General features: G+C 70.2%; 16 protein-coding genes. 8 read left to right on the top strand and 8 right to left on the bottom strand.

Annotated features, from left to right (window positions below; genetic code table 11):
- Positions 1–114 precede the first annotated feature (114 nt).
- On the top strand, positions 115–3,192 hold the full coding sequence (locus CU254_RS40205; RefSeq protein ID WP_009085833.1) for a BTAD domain-containing putative transcriptional regulator: 3,078 nt from the start codon (positions 115–117) through the stop codon (positions 3,190–3,192).
- A 61-nt stretch (positions 3,193–3,253) separates the two neighbouring features.
- On the top strand, positions 3,254–4,438 hold the full coding sequence (lhgO, locus tag CU254_RS40200) for an L-2-hydroxyglutarate oxidase (RefSeq protein ID WP_009085831.1): 1,185 nt from the start codon (positions 3,254–3,256) through the stop codon (positions 4,436–4,438).
- A 27-nt stretch (positions 4,439–4,465) separates the two neighbouring features.
- Here lhgO and CU254_RS40195 read toward each other — a convergent pair whose 3' ends face one another.
- From CU254_RS40195 to serS, 3 genes are read right to left on the bottom strand one after another with little or no spacing between them, the layout of a single operon-like run.
- Positions 4,466–5,467 carry a DUF3558 family protein gene (locus CU254_RS40195; protein ID WP_009085830.1) on the bottom strand — a complete coding sequence of 334 codons (1,002 nt, stop codon included), beginning with the start codon at positions 5,465–5,467 and terminating at the stop codon, positions 4,466–4,468.
- A 24-nt stretch (positions 5,468–5,491) separates the two neighbouring features.
- Positions 5,492–5,971, bottom strand: coding sequence for a hypothetical protein (locus CU254_RS40190; RefSeq protein WP_009085829.1), 480 nt, complete (start codon positions 5,969–5,971; stop codon positions 5,492–5,494).
- A gap of 26 nt (positions 5,972–5,997) precedes the next feature.
- A complete protein-coding gene (serS, locus tag CU254_RS40185; protein ID WP_009085827.1) occupies positions 5,998–7,266 on the bottom strand; it encodes a serine--tRNA ligase in 1,269 nt (422 codons plus the stop codon).
- A gap of 152 nt (positions 7,267–7,418) precedes the next feature.
- Between serS and CU254_RS40180 the strand changes: the two genes are divergently transcribed.
- Positions 7,419–8,699, top strand: coding sequence for an aspartate aminotransferase family protein (locus CU254_RS40180; protein ID WP_009085825.1), 1,281 nt, complete (start codon positions 7,419–7,421; stop codon positions 8,697–8,699).
- A 49-nt stretch (positions 8,700–8,748) separates the two neighbouring features.
- Positions 8,749–9,285, top strand: a complete 537-nt coding sequence (locus tag CU254_RS40175) for a DUF4240 domain-containing protein (RefSeq protein ID WP_009085823.1) — start codon at positions 8,749–8,751, stop codon at positions 9,283–9,285.
- A gap of 49 nt (positions 9,286–9,334) precedes the next feature.
- On the opposite strand, the gene CU254_RS40170 is transcribed toward CU254_RS40175, so the two are convergent.
- From CU254_RS40170 to CU254_RS40155, 4 genes are read right to left on the bottom strand one after another with little or no spacing between them, the layout of a single operon-like run.
- On the bottom strand, positions 9,335–10,249 hold the full coding sequence (locus CU254_RS40170) for a haloalkane dehalogenase (RefSeq protein ID WP_009085821.1): 915 nt from the start codon (positions 10,247–10,249) through the stop codon (positions 9,335–9,337).
- A gap of 37 nt (positions 10,250–10,286) precedes the next feature.
- A complete protein-coding gene (locus CU254_RS40165) occupies positions 10,287–10,739 on the bottom strand; it encodes a DUF350 domain-containing protein (protein ID WP_009085819.1) in 453 nt (150 codons plus the stop codon).
- 54 nt (positions 10,740–10,793) lie between these two features.
- Positions 10,794–11,960 (bottom strand): glutathionylspermidine synthase family protein, encoded by a 1,167-nt coding sequence (locus CU254_RS40160; protein WP_009085817.1) that lies wholly within the window; start codon positions 11,958–11,960, stop codon positions 10,794–10,796.
- The gene (locus CU254_RS40155; protein ID WP_086025040.1) at positions 11,961–12,584 is read right to left on the bottom strand and encodes a hypothetical protein; all 624 of its coding nucleotides are present in this window, start codon (positions 12,582–12,584) and stop codon (positions 11,961–11,963) included. It lies immediately after the preceding gene.
- Positions 12,585–12,681: 97 nt separating this feature from the next.
- Here CU254_RS40155 and CU254_RS40150 point away from each other — a divergent pair, with 97 nt between their 5' ends.
- From CU254_RS40150 to CU254_RS40135, 4 genes are all read left to right on the top strand, one after another.
- Positions 12,682–13,665 (top strand): septum formation family protein, encoded by a 984-nt coding sequence (locus CU254_RS40150; RefSeq protein WP_009085813.1) that lies wholly within the window; start codon positions 12,682–12,684, stop codon positions 13,663–13,665.
- Positions 13,666–13,668: 3 nt separating this feature from the next.
- Positions 13,669–14,019, top strand: coding sequence for a metallopeptidase family protein (locus CU254_RS40145; RefSeq protein ID WP_009085811.1), 351 nt, complete (start codon positions 13,669–13,671; stop codon positions 14,017–14,019).
- Between the two features lie 163 nt (positions 14,020–14,182).
- Positions 14,183–15,424 carry an MFS transporter gene (locus CU254_RS40140; RefSeq protein ID WP_037718979.1) on the top strand — a complete coding sequence of 414 codons (1,242 nt, stop codon included), beginning with the start codon at positions 14,183–14,185 and terminating at the stop codon, positions 15,422–15,424.
- Between the two features lie 57 nt (positions 15,425–15,481).
- On the top strand, positions 15,482–15,940 hold the full coding sequence (locus tag CU254_RS40135; RefSeq protein WP_037718976.1) for a hypothetical protein: 459 nt from the start codon (positions 15,482–15,484) through the stop codon (positions 15,938–15,940).
- A gap of 22 nt (positions 15,941–15,962) precedes the next feature.
- On the opposite strand, the gene CU254_RS40130 is transcribed toward CU254_RS40135, so the two are convergent.
- Positions 15,963–16,628, bottom strand: a complete 666-nt coding sequence (locus CU254_RS40130; RefSeq protein ID WP_009085804.1) for a DUF4232 domain-containing protein — start codon at positions 16,626–16,628, stop codon at positions 15,963–15,965.
- Position 16,629 lies beyond the last annotated feature (1 nt).

The raw sequence follows: 16,629 nt of genomic DNA, 5'->3' as shown, positions 1-16,629 counted from the left end.
CGGGGTGTCCCGCATTGCGCGGGGTCGCGCCGAAGTGTATAGAAGTCGCGCTTCATGCCTGTTTCGGGGACAGAACCCACGGGTAGGCACCCGTTCGGGGCATAGGCTCACGGAATGCGGATCGGGGTGCTGGGGGCCGTCGTCGCGTGGGACGGCGCGGGCGGGACGGTCGCCGTGGGCGGCCCGCGAGGCCGGGCGCTGCTGGCGTTGCTCGCGGCGGACGCCGGGCGGTTCGTGTCCGCCGAGCGGCTCATCGACGGGCTCTACGGCGAGGACCCGCCGGACGGCGCGGCCAACGCGCTGCAATCGCAGGTGTCGCGGCTGCGCAGCGCGCTGAAACTGCCGATAGAACTCACCTCGGCGGGGTACCGCCTCCGGATCGAACCGGACGAAGTGGACGCGCACCGCTTCGCCCGGCTGGCTGGAGAGGGCCGCCGAGAACTGGCCGAGGGAGACCCGACGCGGGCCAGCGACCTGCTCGGCGAAGCGCTGGCGCTGTGGCGCGGACCGGCGTTCGCCGACGTCCCGGCCGCGGAGGTCCAGGCCACCCGGCTGACCGAACTGCGGGCCGAGACCGCAGCCGACCGGGTCGACGCGGAGATCTCGCTCGGCCGCGCCGCCGACGTCCTCGACGAGCTGCGCACCGCCATCGCCGAACACCCGCTGCGCGAGCGGCCGCGAGCACAGTTGGTGCGGGCGTTGCACGCGGCCGGTCGGACCGCCGAGGCACTGGCCGCGTTCGAGGACGCGCGCCGCACGCTCGCCGACGAGCTGGGTGCCGATCCTGGTCCAGACCTGACCGAGGCGCATCTGGCCGCCTTGCGCGGCGAGTCGGCGAACGCCGCGACGCCGTTGCCCGCACAGCTCACCAGCTTCGTCGGCCGGGACAGCGAACTGCGGCAGGTCGCGGATCTCCTGAAGCAGGCCCGGCTCGTCACGCTGCTCGGCCCGGGCGGGACCGGGAAGACCCGGTTGGCCATCGAAGCCGCGGCCGACGCGGGACCGTGCGTCTTCGTGGAACTGGCCCCGCACGTCGAGGACGACGTTCCGCAGGCCGTCCTCACCGCGCTCGGTCTGCGTGAAGGTGCCCGCGGTCGGCAGGACCCGGTCGACCGGCTTGTCTCGGCCTTGCGCGACCAGGCGACGTTGCTGGTGCTGGACAACTGCGAACACGTCATCACCGCGGCAGCGCGGTTGGTCGCGCAGTTGCTGCCCGCCTGCCCCGGTCTGCGCGTCCTCGCGACAAGCCGGGAACCGCTTGGCATCACCGGCGAACAGCTCGCGCCGGTCCCCCGCCTGGCCGTTCCGCCGCCCGGCGCATCCGCTGTGGAGACCTATCCCGCGGTACGGCTGTTCCTCGACCGCGCTCGGGCGAGCGACCCTGCCTTCCGGCTGACCGACGAGACCGCGGCCGACGTCGTACGAATCTGCACCGCACTCGACGGCCTTCCCCTCGCCTTGGAACTGGCCGCCGCCCGAGTGCGCACGCTGCCGGTCGCCGACATCGCCGCGCGGCTCGACGACCGTTTCCAACTGCTGGCCCGCGGCAGCCGCACCGCCGACGAGCGGCACCGGTCGCTCCGCGGCGTTGTGGAATGGAGCTGGGATCTCCTCGATGACGACGAACGCCGTCTCGCGCGCAGGCTGACCGTCTTCACCGGCGGCGCGACGCTCGCGTACGCCGAGCAGGTATGCGACGCACCAGTCGATCTGCTCCCCGAACTCGCCGACAAGTCGCTCGTGGAACCGTCGAGCGGGCGTTACCGAATGCTGGAGACGATCCGCGCGTTCTGTGCGGAAAAGCTCGATGCCGCAGGCGAGACCGAACACTTCCGCCATGCCCACGCGCAGGCGTTCCTTCGGCTCGCGGAAGAAGCCGACCCGAAGCTGCGTACCGCGGAACAGCTGGACTGGCTGCGGAAAATCGACGCTGAGTACGACAACATCGTGGCCGCGCTCCGGTGGTCGGCCGCGGCGGATCCGTCAACCGCCTTGCGAATCGCCACCGCACTGTCGATGTATTGGTGGCTGCGCGGACGACGTTACGAAGGAGCGGCGCTGTCGAGAGAAATCGTGCGCCAGTGCCGAGCCGAGCCGCCGGAAGGACATCGCGAGCAGTTCCTCATGTGCCTGCTGACCGCGATGGCCGGTGCTCCCGAAGCCGCCGAGACCGCGCACTATCGGTCCTATGCAGAGCAGTACCTAGTGGAGAGTTCCTGGACCCCGCAGCATCCGATGATGCTCATGCTGTCCGGCGTCGTGCTCGGGCCGCCGGAGGACGACGACGCGCGGCTCCGGCTGTCCGGACTCGAAACGAACCCCGACCCGTGGCTCACCGCGCTCGTGCCGATGGGCGACGGTCTCCGGTCGATGCTCGCCGGGGAACTCGACGAAGCCGAACGCGGCCTGCGGGAAGGCGAGGCGCGCTACCGGGCGCTCGGCGAACGCTGGGGTCTGTCGATGGCGCTCGACCACCTGTCGCAACTGCTGGTTTTGCGCGGCCGGCACGAGGAAGCGCTCGCCGCGATGACTGAGTCCCTGTCGCTCATGCAGACCCTCGGCGCGACCGACGATTACGCGGACCTGCTGTGCCGCCGCGGCGACAGCCGAGCGCTGCGCGGCGATCTCGACGGGGCGAAGGCGGACTACGAGCGGACTGTCGAACTGGCGCACCGCACCGGGATGCCCGAGACGCGGGCCAGCGGGCACGTGGGCTTGTCCGGCCTCGCGCGGCGCTCCGGCGATCTGGCGGGGGCGCGGGCTCTCGCCGAGCAGGCGCTCGCCGAATGCGCGGCGGACTCGTTCTCGGCCGCCATCGCGCGGGCCGCCGCGTCGATCGCGCTCGGCTGGATCGACGTGGCCGAACACCGTCCGGAGGACGCCCGGCGGCGGATGCGGGTCGGGGTCGAAACCGCGCATCGCTGGCATGACCACGGGTCACTGGCCACCGCGTTCGAGGGCGTCGCCGGGGTCTTCGCCGAGGAGGGCCGGTTCGCCGATGCCGCCGCCCTGCTCGGCGCGGCGGCCGCCGTGCGCGGGACCGCCGTGCCCGGGCAGCACGATGTCGCGCAGGTCACCGCGGCGGCGGAGAAGGCACTCGGGCCCGACGGGTTCGCCGCCGCCTACACCGCCGGTCAGCAGCTGGAACCGGACCGACGCCTCGCGCTGGCCGGCTTGTCCCCGGTTCAGTGAACCGGGGACAAGCCGTCGGGGGGTACGCAGCGCCGCCGGAGAGCGCGTAGCCTTCCCTGCCGTGCGGAACGTAGTTGTGATCGGTGGGGGAATCGTCGGGCTGTCGGTCGCGTGGGAGCTGTCCCAGCGCGGCCAGGACGTGACGGTGCTCGAAAAGGAAGCTCGCTGGGCGGCGCACCAGACCGGGCACAACTCCAACGTCGTGCACGCCGGGCTCTACTACAAGCCGGGCTCGTTCAAGGCGCGGATGTCGGTCGGCGGCAACCGGTCCATTGTGGATTTCGCCCGGCAGTACGGGGTGCCGGTCGAGGTCTGCGGCAAGCTCGTCGTGGCCACCCGCGAGGAGGAGATCCCCGCGCTGGACACGCTCGCCGAGCGCGCCGAGGCCAACGGCGTGCCGGCCAAGCGGATCACCCCCGCCGAGGCCCGCGAGTACGAGCCGGAGGTGTCCTGCGTCGCCGCGCTGCGCGTCGAGTCGACCGGGATCATCGACTTCCCCGCGGTCTGCGCGGCCCTCGTGCGGCTGCTCGACGAGGCGGACGCGGACCTGCGGCTGAACACCCCCGCGCTCGGCATCCGCCCGGCTCGCGGCGGCGGCGTCGAGGTGGCCACCGGCACCGAGGTGCTGCACGCGGACGCGCTGGTCAACTGCGCGGGCCTGCAGGCGGACCGCGTCGCCGAGCTGGCCGGGCTCAAGCCGAGCGCGCGCATCGTGCCGTTCCGCGGCGAGTACTACGAGCTGAAGCCGGAGCGCCGCCACCTCGTGCGCGGCCTGATCTACCCGGTGCCCGACCCGACGCTGCCGTTCCTCGGCGTGCACCTGACCCGCATGCTGGACGGCAGTGTCCACGCGGGCCCGAACGCCGTGCTCGCGCTGCGCCGCGAGGGCTACCGCTGGGCGGACGTGTCGGTGAAGGACCTCGCCGACGTCGCGCGCTTCCCCGGCGCCTGGAAGCTCGCGCGCAAATACGCGTACCCGACCGGCCTCGAAGAGGTGCTGCGGTCGTTCTCGAAGAAGCGGTTCGCCGCCAGCCTCGCGCAGCTCGTGCCCGCGGTGACCGAGGACGACATCGTGCGCCACGGATCCGGCGTGCGGGCGCAGGCGTTGCGCCCGGACGGTTCGCTGGTGGACGACTTCCTCATCGAGTCCGCGAAGAACCAGGTGCACGTGCTGAACGCGCCGAGCCCGGCGGCGACGAGTGCGCTGGAGATCGCCAAGTACATCGCCGACCGGGTCACCGACTGAGCTTCTCGACAGTCCGATGTAGACGGTTCAAGAAGGCAGATTCCCCGACACCATCGGGATTCCGGCCTTGATCGCGTCGCACGCCTTGGACTTGTCGGCCAGCTGCCCGCTGACGATCTGGATCGACGCGGTGTCCGAAACCGCGAGCCCGGCCGCGCAGATCACGCCGCCGGAATCGTTGAAGTTCGGGAACAGCGACCATTTCCGGCCGTTCACGTCGATCTGCTCGGTCGGCGCGACGTCCATGCCGGGCCAGCGTTTCAACGGCACGTCCGGCCCGACCCAGACCTCGAACGGCTTCTGCCCGCCGTCGCCGTCGGTGTCCTTCCACAGGCAGTAGGTCACGTTGGGCGAGATGACCTTGGAACTGTCCAGCTGGCCGTTCGGCACCATTTTCAGCTGCTGCGCCTGCTCCGGTTTCAGCAGCTGACACGGGTTGACCGACGCGAGCGGCCCGGTCGGCGCGGTGCCCTCCGGCGGCGTGCTCGGCGCGATCGGCGGCGCGGGCTGCCCGCCCGGCAGATGCGCGGCGACCTGCGGGATGGCCTTCTTCACTCGCTCGCACCCCTGCGCTTCGTCCGAAAAGTTCACGCTCACGAAGGCGAACGACTTGGGCCCGAGCGTCGTGTACAGGTCGCAGCTTCCGCTGATGAACCCGGCGTAGCGGGTCCACGCGAAACCGCCGAGCTGCACCGGGTCGGCCTTCTTGAGGGCGCCCTGGAGGTAGTCGTCGAGGCTCAGGTCCACCGACCAGCCGACGGACATGACGATCGTGTGCTCGGTGTCCGTCGCGGTCCACAGGCACATCGCCGGCGCGCGCTGTTCCTTGCGCGCCTTGACCAACCTGCCCTGCGGCTGGTAGCCGAGCCCGGCTAGCTGCTGCGCGTCGAGCAGGGTGCACGGGTCGACGACCGGCGTGACCGGCCCCTGCCCCGGCACCGGCGAAGCCACGCCGCTCACCTGCTGCGTGCACCCGGCGAGCAGCGTCGCGACCGCCGCCAGGGCGACCGCCGCTCCCTTGAACCTCATCAGCTGCCTCCTCCGCTCCGCACCCTACTGACCAGTGCGGTTCCGCACTCGCGGAACGGGAAGGAACAACCCGGCATTCACGGCTTCGGCACCGCACGGCGCACGACGAGCGCGGAGATCCCAGCGGCCGCTCACCTGCGGACGGAACGGATGCGAGTTCGGCACCAGCAGAATGACGCCGGAGCCGATCGCCGCGAGCAGCAGCCCGAACAGCCAGATCCGCAGCGCGCCTTGGCGAAGCGTCGCGAGGAACTGCGCGTCCGCCGACCGGAACATCGGCCGCCGATCGCGCCCGCGGACCAGCATGACCCCGTTGACGACGAGGCAGAACGCCGCGCCGCCGATCGAGATCAGCCCGAACCGGAACGACGCGTGCGTCCCCTTTTCGGCCGTGAAGAGCAGCCAGCCTGCGGTCGCGAGCACCGCGAACGCCAGCGCGTAGTCCACGGTCGCCAGCGCACCGGCCTTGCGCAGAGCAGGGACCAGGACTCTGTCGGATTCCATCTGAGGTTGTCTCGCCTTCGCGAAGTTCAGCGCTTGACCGGTTCCAGCACCTCGAGCCCGCCGAGGAACGGACGCAGCGCCACCGGCACCCGGACCGAACCGTCGGGCTGCTGGTGGTTCTCCACGATCGCGACGATCCAGCGCGTGGTCGCCAGCGTGCCATTCAGCGTGGCGGCCGTCTGCGGTTTGCCGTTGTCGTCGCGGTAGCGCACGGACAAGCGCCGGGCCTGGAACGTCGTGCAGTTGGACGTCGAGGTCAGCTCGCGGTAGGTCTCCTGCGTCGGGACCCACGCCTCGCAGTCGTACTTGCGGTAGGCGGACGTGCCGAGGTCGCCGGTCGCGGTGTCGATGACCCGGTACGGGACCTCGATCGCGGCGAGCATGTCCTCTTCCCAGCCCAGCAGCCGCTCGTGCTCGGCCTCGGCGTCCTCCGGCTTGGCGAAGACGAACATCTCGACCTTGTCGAACTGGTGCACCCGGATGATGCCGCGGGTGTCCTTGCCGTACGACCCGGCCTCGCGGCGGTAACACGACGACCAGCCGGCGTAGCGGCGCGGACCGGCGCTGAGGTCGAGGATCTCGTCCGAGTGGTAGCCCGCGAGCGGGACCTCCGACGTGCCGACCAGGTACAGGTCGTCGTCGCGCAGGCGGTACACCTCCGACGAGTGCGCGCCGAGGAAGCCGGTGCCCGCCATGATCTCCGGGCGGACCAGCGACGGCGTGATCATTGGCGTGAAGCCGTTCGCGGTCGCGCGCGCCACGGCCATGTTCAGCAGCGCGAGCTGCAGCTGCGCGCCGACGCCGGACAGGAAGTAGAACCGCGAGCCCGACACCTTCGCGCCGCGCTCCATGTCGAGCGCGCCGAGGCCTTCCATCAGGTCGAGGTGGTCGCGCGGGGCGAAGTCGAACGTCGGCACCTCGCCGACGGTCTTCAGCACCGCGAAGTCGTCCTCGCCGCCGATCGGCGCGTCCGGGTGCACCAGGTTCGGCAGGACGCGGAACAGCTGGTCGAACTCCTCGGAGGCCTCGTTCTGCTCGACCTCCGCGGCCTTGACCTGCGCCGACAGGTCCTTGGCCCGGGCGAGCAGGGCGGGCTTGTCCTCCGGGGAGGCCTTCGGCACCTGCTTGGACACGGACTTCTGCTCGGCCCGCAGCTTGTCGGCGGTCGCGATCGCAGAGCGGCGGCGCGTGTCGAGGTCGAGCAGCTTGTCGACCACTCCCTCGTCCTCGCCACGGGCACGCTGCGACGCGCGCACGGCTTCCGGGTCTTCGCGCAGAGTCCTGGGGTCAATCACGGACAGAAGGGTAGTCGCAGGCCAGCCACGACTTCGACGCGGTTTCCCGTACACACTGTGCGGCGCCCCGAAGACAACCCGACAGTCTGATCGTTGTCGCCCGTTTCCCGCGCTCCCCATACTCGCTAGAACCCGGAGCGGAGGGAACTCACATGACCGACGACCTGCTCGCGCGCCACCGCGCGGTGCTCCCGTCCTGGATGTCCCTGCTGTACGACGAGCCGATCGAAATCGTGCACGCGCAGGATCGCCGGCTCACCGATTCCACCGGCCGCACCTACCTCGACTTCTTCGCCGGCGTGCTCACCAACGCGATGGGCTACGACGTCCCCGCGATCAGCGACGCGGTCCGCAAGCAGTTGGACACCGGCGTCCTGCACACCTCGACCCTGTACCTGATCCGCTCCCAGGTGGAACTGGCCGAACGGATCGCGGAACGCTCCGGCATCCCGGACGCGAAGGTGTTCTTCACCAACTCCGGCAGCGAGGCCAACGACACCGCGCTGATGCTCGCCACCCAGTACCGCCGCAGCAACCAGGTGCTGGCGATGCGGAACTCGTACCACGGCCGGTCGTTCGGCACGGTCGCGATCACCGGCAACCGCGGCTGGTCCGCGTCGTCGCTGAGCCCGGTCAAGGTCAACTACGTCCACGGCGGCTACCGCTACCGCAGCCCCTTCCGCGACCTCCCCGACGCGGCTTACGTCGACGCCTGCGTCGCCGACCTGGTGGAACTCCTGGAAACCGCCACCGCGGGCGACGTCGCCTGCCTGATCGCCGAGCCGATCCAGGGCGTCGGCGGCTTCAGTTCCCCGCCGGACGGGCTGTTCAAGGCGATGAAGGAGGTACTGGACGAGCACGGCATCCTGTTCGTCTCCGACGAGGTCCAGACCGGCTGGGGCCGCACCGGCGACCACTACTGGGGCATCCAGGCGCACGACGTGGTGCCGGACATGATGACCTTCGCCAAGGGCCTCGGGAACGGCCTGGCGGTCGGCGGCGTGGTCGCCCGCGGCGAGATCATGGACTGTTTCAAAGCCGAGTCGTTCTCCACCTTCGGCGGCAATCCGGTGTCCATGCAGGGCGCGCTGGCCGTCCTGGACTACATCGACGACCACGACCTGCAAGCGAACTGCAAGGCCCGCGGCGACCAGTTGCTGCGCGGCCTGCGAGCGGCGAACAGCCCGTACGTCGGCGAAGTCCGCGGCAAGGGCTTGATGATCGGCGTCGAGCTGGTCGAACCCGGCACGACGACGCCGAATACCGTTGCCGCCAAGCAAATGCTGGAAGAAACGAAAAAGCGCGGTCTGCTCATCGGAAAGGGCGGTCTGCACAAAAACGTCCTGCGGATCGGGCCGCCGATGACGCTCACCGAAGCCGAAGCCGACGAGGGCCTGCAGATCCTGCTCGACTCGCTGGCCGCGCTGTCCTGACCGCTCGCCCCACCGGTTTTGTCGTACCCCGGTGCGAAGATCCGTGCTCGTGAACACCGAACAGTTCTGGGCCCTGATCGACGAGGCACGCGGCCAAGCCTCCGCCCCGGAAGACAGCTACGACGTAGCCGAACAAGCCTGCGCCTTGCTCGCCGCGCGGCCGCGGGAGGAGATCGTGGCCGCCCAGCAGATCGTCTGGGACCTCCTGGCCGACTCCTACCGCGCGCCGCTGTGGGCAGCCGCCTACCTGGTCAACGGCGGCTGCTCCGACGACGGCTTCGACTACTTCCGCGGCTGGCTGGTCCTGCAGGGCCGGGAAGTCTTCGAGCGGATCGTGGCCGCCCCGGACGAACTGGCCGGACTGCCCGCGGCGCGCGAGGCCGCAGCGGACGGCGAGGAACTGGAATGCGAAGCAGCCCTGGGCATCGCGTCGAGCGCGCACATCGACGCGACCGGAGAGGATCTTCCGGCGGACTCGTTCACCGTCCGGTACCCGCCGCTGGACCCGGACTGGGAGTTCGACTACGAGGACGCCGACGAGATGCGGCGCAGGCTGCCCCGGCTGGCCGCGGCCTTTCTGTCCTGACCCCGCGGCCCGGAAAGCCGTGCGGAAACCCGTCCCGCACGGCCATGGCTCACCGCCGCACGAACCGCGCCACGTGCTCGGCGAGCACCTCCCCCGCGTCCTCCTGCAGGAAGTGCCCGGCCCCGGCCACCGTCGGGTGGTCCAGACCAGCCGCGCCCCGCATCGACCGCTGCAGAATCGGTCCCATCGCGCCGGTGATCGGATCGCCGTCCGAAAACGCGCACAGGAACGGCACGTCCAGTTCCGTCAAGGTCGCCCAGGCCGTCCGGTTGGCCTCCGACGCCGGATCGTCCGGCCGCGTCGGCACCAGCCCCGGCATCGCCCGCGGCCCGGCCTTGTACATCTCGTTCGGGAACGGCGCGTCGTAAGCGGCCCGGACGTCCTCCGGCAACGCGCTCCGGCAGCCGGACTGCACGCACCGCCCGACGTCCAGGATCTGCGCGCCCTCCACCGCTTCCCGGAACTTGTGCCACACCGGCGGCATGTCCACGTCCCCGGTCGGCAGCCCGGTGTTGGCCGCGACCACCCCGGCGAACCGTCCCGGGTTCTCGGCAACCAGGCGCAGCCCGATCAGCCCGCCCCAGTCCTGCCCGACCAGCGTGACCCCTTCGAGCCCGAGGACGTCGAACGAGAACCGGCGCATCCACTCGACGTGCCGCGCGTAGCTGTGGTCGGCGATCTCCGCGGGCTTGTCCGACCGGCCGAAGCCGACCAGGTCCGGCGCGATCGCCCGCAGTCCGGCGTCGGCGAGCACCGGGAGCATTTTCCGGTAGAGGAACGACCAGCTCGGCTCCCCGTGCAGGAGCAGGACCGGCGGTCCGTCGGCGGGACCGGCCTCGACGTAGCCGACTCTGATCAGCCCGCCGTCCGGGTCGGACAGGTCGGTGTACTGAGGTTCGAAGGCGAAATCGGGCAGGTCCGCGAACCGGTCTTCCGGCGTCCTGAGGAGTCGCACGGTTCCCACGTTAGTGGGAACGGGACCGCGCGGCAGTGCGCGAACGCTAGGAAATCGCTACCGCGACGACCAGTCCGAGCCCGAGGTGCGCCGCCGCGACGACGATGCTCGCCGGCGCGAACTTCTCGCTCTGGATCGTGGACCCGACGTCGATCCGGGTCGCCCACTCCAGCAGCCGCACCGCCAGCACCTGCACGATGACCCCAAGCAGGCCGTAGACCAGCGACGTGATCAGCCCGGCGGTCAGGTCGCTCGCCGAGCTGTAGATCGCCACGACCACGATGAACGCCATCGACAGCAGCCCGGACGCGGTCACGATCACCGCGTTCGGCAGCCCGCGGGTGACGAGCTTCGACAGCTTGCCCGGCGTGGTGAAGTCGATCGCGTAGAAGCCGGCGAACATCAGCAGCAGTCCGACGATGCCGTACAGCAGGATCGCGCCGATGCCGCGCACGAGGTCGGAACCGAACGTTGCGGGCAGCGCGAGCGTCGAGGTCACGGGGTCTCCCTGGATGGCCAATTCAGCCGGTGGAATCGGACATCCAGGGTTGTATCACGACTCCGGGATCCGATGCGGCACAAACGCCGCGCCGTCGTCGGTGACCAAACCGCTGGTCTCGCGGATGCCCAGCCCCGCCGAGGAGTCCCCGACGATCCACGCGCCGAGCGCGGGCCGGTAGCCGTCGAATTCGGGCAGCGGGTCGAACGCCTGGTAGACGTAGCCCTCCGCGCCGTAGACGCCGTCCGTCTGCGTTTCGTACCCGGTGGCCACGATCTGCACGTTCGCGCCCTCGCGGCCGAGCTTCGGCTTGCGCACGTACTCGGTGAGCAGGCCGGGGTCGTCCGCGAACGCGGGCAGCAGGTTCGGATGCCCGGGGTAGTTCTCCCACAGCACGGCGAGCAGCGTCTTGTTCGACAGGAGCATCTTCCACAGCGGTTCGACCCACAGCGTGCGCGGCATGGTCTCCACCGCGAACTTGCCGAACTCCTCGTCGACGACCCATTCCCACGGGTACAGCTTCACCACCGTGGACATCTGCGCCTCGGCGAGATCGACGAACCGCTTGAGCACCGGGTCCCAGCCGATCTCCTCGATCGCGAGCCCGACCGTGTCGAGCCCGGCCTCGGCCGCGGTTTCCTGCAGGTACGCCGTGGTCACGTGGTCCTCGCCGCTCGGATCGGCCGCGGACCAGGTGAAATGCAGTTCGTTCGACGGCAGCTTGCCGCCGATCTCCTCCCAGCGCTCCACCAGCTTCTCGTGGATGGAGTTCCACTGGTCGTCTTCGGGGAAGACGTCGGTCTTCCAGTGCCACTGCAGCAGCGACGCCTCGAGCAGCGTGGTCGGCGTGTCCGCGTTGTACTCCAGCAGCTTGGCCGGCGATTTGCCGTCGTAGCGCAGGTCGAAGCGGCCGTAGACGTGCGGGTCCTGCCGCTTCCACGACTCCGCGATGTGCGGCCACACCCATTCCGGGATGCCGAAGCGGTGGTACTGCTCGGTGGTCACGACGTTGTCGACGGCCTCCAGGCACATCGAATGCAGCAGTTCGACGTCCGCCTCGAGCGAGAGCACCTCGTCCATGTCGAAGACGTAGTGCACCGATTCGTCCCAGTACGGCCGGGGCTTGCCGGTGCCGTCGCGCGCCGGGGTGCCGTAGACCAGGCCCTGCTCTTCGACGATCCGCTGCCAGTCGCGGCGCGGTTCCCGCCGGTCCCGATACACCTACGAGCCTCCGCTCTTGCCGGTCCCGCCGGTGCCTCCGGAGGTGCCGCTCTTGCCGCTGATGCCGAACCCGCCGCGCTGGACGCTGGTGCCCGACTTGGTCGTGACGTTGGTGTTGCCCGACGGCGCGGTGTAGCTGCCGCCGGACACGTGCTGGCCGATGTTCCCGGTGCCGCCGTAGTTGTAGCGGTACTGGGTGTACCCGTGGCCACCCGGCAGCGGGATGAACCAGAACCCGCCGCTGTAGTGCCCGTGGTTGGCGAGCGCGTAGTCCTCAGAGCAGTACTTGTCGTCCTGGATGACCCCGTCGGACGAGACGCAGGATGCGGTGACCTCGGCGGGCTTCGCGATCGTGTAGAACGTCGCGACCAGCCCGACGAGACCGACGGTGACCCCGCCGCCGATCAGGATCTTGCGTTTGGTGGCCGCCTTCGCGTCCGCCGCCTCCTGTGCCGCGAGGGCTTCCTGCCGTTCGCGTTCCTGGTCGGCGATGGCCTGCTTGCGGGCCCGTTGTTCGGCCACCGAGGGCTGCCGCGGCTGCGTGTTCGCGTCCTGGAAACGCATCGAGCCCGGCTTCTTCGGCTCCTCGGTCGGCTGCACGCCGCTGTTGTCGTCTTGCGTCATGTGCGCTCCGTAATCCCCCAGCACTGCAAACCCCGCGTTCCACCCTAATCGACCCGGCACACGCGCGGTTCATGCGGCGCGGGCATCATGGGTATCGATGTCTCAACGCTCGGAGCGGTTCCCTTCGCGTATGCAGACCCTGACCACCCGCGTGGTGATGGCCGGGGTGTTCTTCGGTGCCGTCATCGCGCTGGCCTTGAGCGTCGCCTTCTCCTGGACCGACACGCTCGCCGGCGGCGGCGCGGGCGGCGGGGAGGGCAAGCTCAGCGAGGCCGCCCAGCAGGCGTTCCACTCGCCGCCGGGCACCTGCCTGACCTGGAACGCCAAGGACGCCTCGGACGCGCACCAGGTGCCGTGCACCGAGGCGCACCTGTTCGAGGTCACCAGCGTGGTCGACATCGGCGCGAAGTACCCGCAGCAGGCTCCGTTCCCGAGCCTCGACCAGTGGCAGGACATCGCGCAGCAGCAGTGCAACGCCGACGTGCGCCCGTATCTCGGCCACCCGCTCGACCCGTACGGCAAGCTCACCACCAACCTGCTGCGGCCGACCGCGGCGCAGTGGTCCCAGGGCGACCGCCAACTGCGCTGCGGTCTGCAGTTCGCCGGTCCGGGCGGAGCCCTGCAGCCCACCACCGGCCCGGCGAAGACCCAGGACCAGTCGATGGTGTGGGCCCCGGGCACCTGCCTCGCGCTGGTCGGCAAGGGCGTCGGCGACCCGGTCGACTGCGGCAAGCCGCATTCCTACGAGATCATCGCGACGCTCGACCTCGCCTCGCATTTCAAGGACGGCTACCCGAAGCTCGACGACCAGAAGTCCTGGCTCGACACCGAGTGCAACAAGGCCGCGAAGGACTACACCGGCAGCACCGATCTGTCCTCGAAGAAGCTCATCCTGGGCTGGGACTCGCGCGAGCAGGAGAGCTGGGACGCCGGGTCCACCAAGGTCAACTGCAAGGTCGCGGCCACGCTGCAGGACGGCAGCGGGTTCCAGGCGGTCACCGGCAGCGTGAAGAGCGGGTCCTCCGGTTCGTCGGGCCAGCAGCAGAGCCCGCCGCCGAGTTCCGGTTCGGGCGGGAACTGAGCAGTGCCCGTCGAGATGAGCCAGGCGCGGTTCGAGGAACTCGTGTCCGACGCGCTCGACCAGGTGCCCGCGGAGTTCGCCGCGGCGATGGACAACGTCGTGGTGCTGGTCGAGGAGTTCAACGAGGAAGCCCCGGACATCCTCGGGCTCTACCACGGCATCGCGCTCACCGAGCGCACCAGCCACTACAGCGGGGCGCTCCCGGACCGGATCTCCATCTACCGCGAGCCGATCCTCGAAATCTGCGACACCGAGGACGACGTGGTCGAGGAAGTGCTGATCACCGTGATGCACGAACTCGGCCACCACTTCGGCATCGACGACGAGCGGCTGCACGAACTCGGCTGGGGCTGATCCCGGCGGAATCCCGCCCCGGCCGCGAGACCCCGGTGCTGTTCCCTGATCAACATCGGGCCGCCACCACGGAAACCACCGAAAGTCACCAAAGCGTCACCGAACGCCGCAGTTCTCCCTAGACTGGCCTCACCAGGGCGTTTTCTTCCTCGTGAGGTGGTTCGTGTCGCATCGTCAGACGGACAGCCGGCTGCGCTGGCTGCTCGCGTCGAGCGGCACGTCGAATCTCGCCGACGGCATCGCCAAGGTCGCCTTCCCGCTGCTGGCCACCACGCTGACGCGCGATCCGGTGGAGATCGCCGCGCTGTCGGCGGTGCAGTTCCTTCCGTGGCTGCTGTTCGCCATCCCGGCCGGCACGCTCGTCGACCGGATCGACCGCAAGAGGGCGATGGTCGCCGCGAACGCGATGCGCGCGCTCGTGGTCGCCGCCGTTGTCGCGCTGCTCGCCTTCGGCACCGTGCAGATCTGGACGATCTACGTCGCGTCGCTGCTCGTGGGCATCGCGGAGACGGTCGCGGAGAGCGCGGCGAACGTGCTGCCGCCCGCGCTGGTCGAGGCCGACCGGCTGGAGAGCGCGAACAGCAAGCTGCAGGCGTGCGAGATCGTCGGCCAGACGTTCCTCGGCGGTCCGGTCGGCAGCGCCACCTTCGCCATGTTCGCGGTCTTCCCGTTCCTGCTCTCGTCGGTCGGGTTCGCGGTCGGCGCCGCGGTGCTGCTGGGCATGGCGGGCAGCTACCGGCCGCGGCAGGAAACCAAGTCACACATCCGGGCGGATTTCGCGGACGGTTTCCGCTGGCTAAGGAAGCATTCGCTGCTGCTGCGGCTGCTCGCGATCGCCGGTCTGCTCAGTCTGATCAGCGAGCTGGCCCAGGCCCAGCTGGTGCTCTACGCGCTGGAAGACCTGCATTTGTCCGACGCCACGTTCGGCGCTTTCGCCTTCGTCGGCGGGGCCGGCGGCCTGCTCGGGGCCGGGTTGACGCCGCGGCTGGTCCGGCGCGTCGGACGGCGGACGGTCCTGGTCGGCGGCGTGCTGTTCTGCGCGCTCGGCTTCGGCGGCATGGGCCTGATCCGCCAGCCGGTGGTGTCCGCGGTGCTGTTCGGCGTGTTCGCGGCGGCGGTGGTGGCGGTGAACGTCGTGCTCGCGACCGCGCGCCACACGCTGGTGCCGGGCGAGCTGCTCGGCCGCGTGCTCGGGGTCTGGCGCACCGTCGTCTGGGGCGCGATTCCGCTCGGCGCGCTGCTCGGCGGGTTGCTCACGAAGCTGCTCGGTTCGGCGGGCGACACCTTCACCGCGTCCGGCGTGCTGCTGCTGTTCGTGACCGGTTATGCACTGTTCGCGCTGCGCGGACGCCCGCTCGATGACAAAACGGCTTCGACCGGCGACGGAGTCCGCTCGCAGCAGTGATCCGGCGCGGTTTTGGTGCTGGAATAGCACCTCACCCCGGCTGCCCGGAGGTACGTGATGACTGCGCTCGACACTCCGCCGCTGCCGGACGACGACCGCGACACCGGCCTTGAGCCGCCGCCTCCTGCCGCCCGCCGTCCGCTCGTCCTCGCCGCGGTCGCCGGGTTCGTGCTCGGCGGATGCGTGCTCGGACTGCTGTGGGGGCTGTCCGGTCAGCGCGCCGGAGCGAACGTCGACGCCGCGGCCGCCTGCGCCGCGTTCGCTCGCGCCGGGCACATCCCGGACACGACCGGCGGCGTCGACGCGGCGCAGTTCACCCGGATGTCCGACGACGCGGTGCACCGCGTGACCGGCGCGATGGAGCTGGCCAAGGCGGCGGCGACCTTCGACGGCAACTACCAGCCGCTGGCCAAAAGCCTCGAAGCGGTGAACAAGATGGTGCTCAGCAGCCGCTTCGACAACCGCGACGGACAGGCCGCGGTGGTCCAAGCGGAACAGCTCTGCGCGCGAGGCTGAGCTTCCCGCGCAGAGCGCCCGGTCAGACCTTGTGCACGGTCTTCACGCCGAGCTGCTTGCCCGGGATGTTCGTGCCCGCGCAGCCGGTGCCGTCCAGCGGCACGAACTTCGACGCGGTCTCCTGCGGCAGGTACACGCGCAGGCCCTTCACCGGCGTCGGCTTGCAGACGCCCGGGTCGAAGTTGCGCACCTGCGCGAACTGCAGGTCGGCCGCGGCGGTCTGGCCGGGAGCCAGCTTCACCGGATCGCCCTTGGCCCCGTCGCGCTGGGCGGGCTGGCCGATCTGGGCGCCGTTTTCGCCGCCGACGTAGGACACGCCGGGGAAGCCCTGGATGGTGCACGGCTGGCTGCTGGTGTTCTTGATCAGCAGCGGCCGGTACTGCGAGCCCGCGCCGGCGTCGCCGCTGCCCAGCGACAGCGACACGTCGCCCGCCTTGCACAGGCCGTTGTCGGCGGGCGGTTTCTCGGCCGGTGCGGTGCCGCCGCTCGGCGCGGACGACGCGGAAGACGGAGCGGACGACGCGGCGGACGAGGCCGACGACATCGGGCTGCTCGACGGGGTGTCCGAACTCGCCGGCCCGCTCGCGGCGGGTGCGCCCTGGCCGCACGCGGAAAGCAGCAGCGCCCCCGACGCACCCACTGCGGACAGGAAGACCAGGGAAATCCACGGTTTCTTCGTGTTTGCCATC

This window comes from Amycolatopsis sp. AA4 (genome assembly GCF_002796545.1).
Classification (GTDB): domain Bacteria; phylum Actinomycetota; class Actinomycetes; order Mycobacteriales; family Pseudonocardiaceae; genus Amycolatopsis.
This window is presented reverse-complemented; position numbering and strand designations above follow the sequence as displayed.

What these genes read in the sequence shown, in the direction of transcription:
- CU254_RS40180 (WP_009085825.1), top strand. Translation starts at nt 7,419, where the DNA reads ATGACCGACGACCTGCTCGCGCGCCACCGCGCGGTGCTCCCGTCCTGG.
- CU254_RS40195 (WP_009085830.1), bottom strand. Translation starts at nt 5,467, where the DNA reads ATGAGGTTCAAGGGAGCGGCGGTCGCCCTGGCGGCGGTCGCGACGCTG.
- CU254_RS40190 (WP_009085829.1), bottom strand. Translation starts at nt 5,971, where the DNA reads ATGGAATCCGACAGAGTCCTGGTCCCTGCTCTGCGCAAGGCCGGTGCG.
- CU254_RS40150 (WP_009085813.1), top strand. Translation starts at nt 12,682, where the DNA reads ATGTCTCAACGCTCGGAGCGGTTCCCTTCGCGTATGCAGACCCTGACC.
- CU254_RS40205 (WP_009085833.1), top strand. Translation starts at nt 115, where the DNA reads ATGCGGATCGGGGTGCTGGGGGCCGTCGTCGCGTGGGACGGCGCGGGC.
- CU254_RS40130 (WP_009085804.1), bottom strand. Translation starts at nt 16,628, where the DNA reads ATGGCAAACACGAAGAAACCGTGGATTTCCCTGGTCTTCCTGTCCGCA.
- CU254_RS40155 (WP_086025040.1), bottom strand. Translation starts at nt 12,584, where the DNA reads ATGACGCAAGACGACAACAGCGGCGTGCAGCCGACCGAGGAGCCGAAG.
- CU254_RS40135 (WP_037718976.1), top strand. Translation starts at nt 15,482, where the DNA reads ATGACTGCGCTCGACACTCCGCCGCTGCCGGACGACGACCGCGACACC.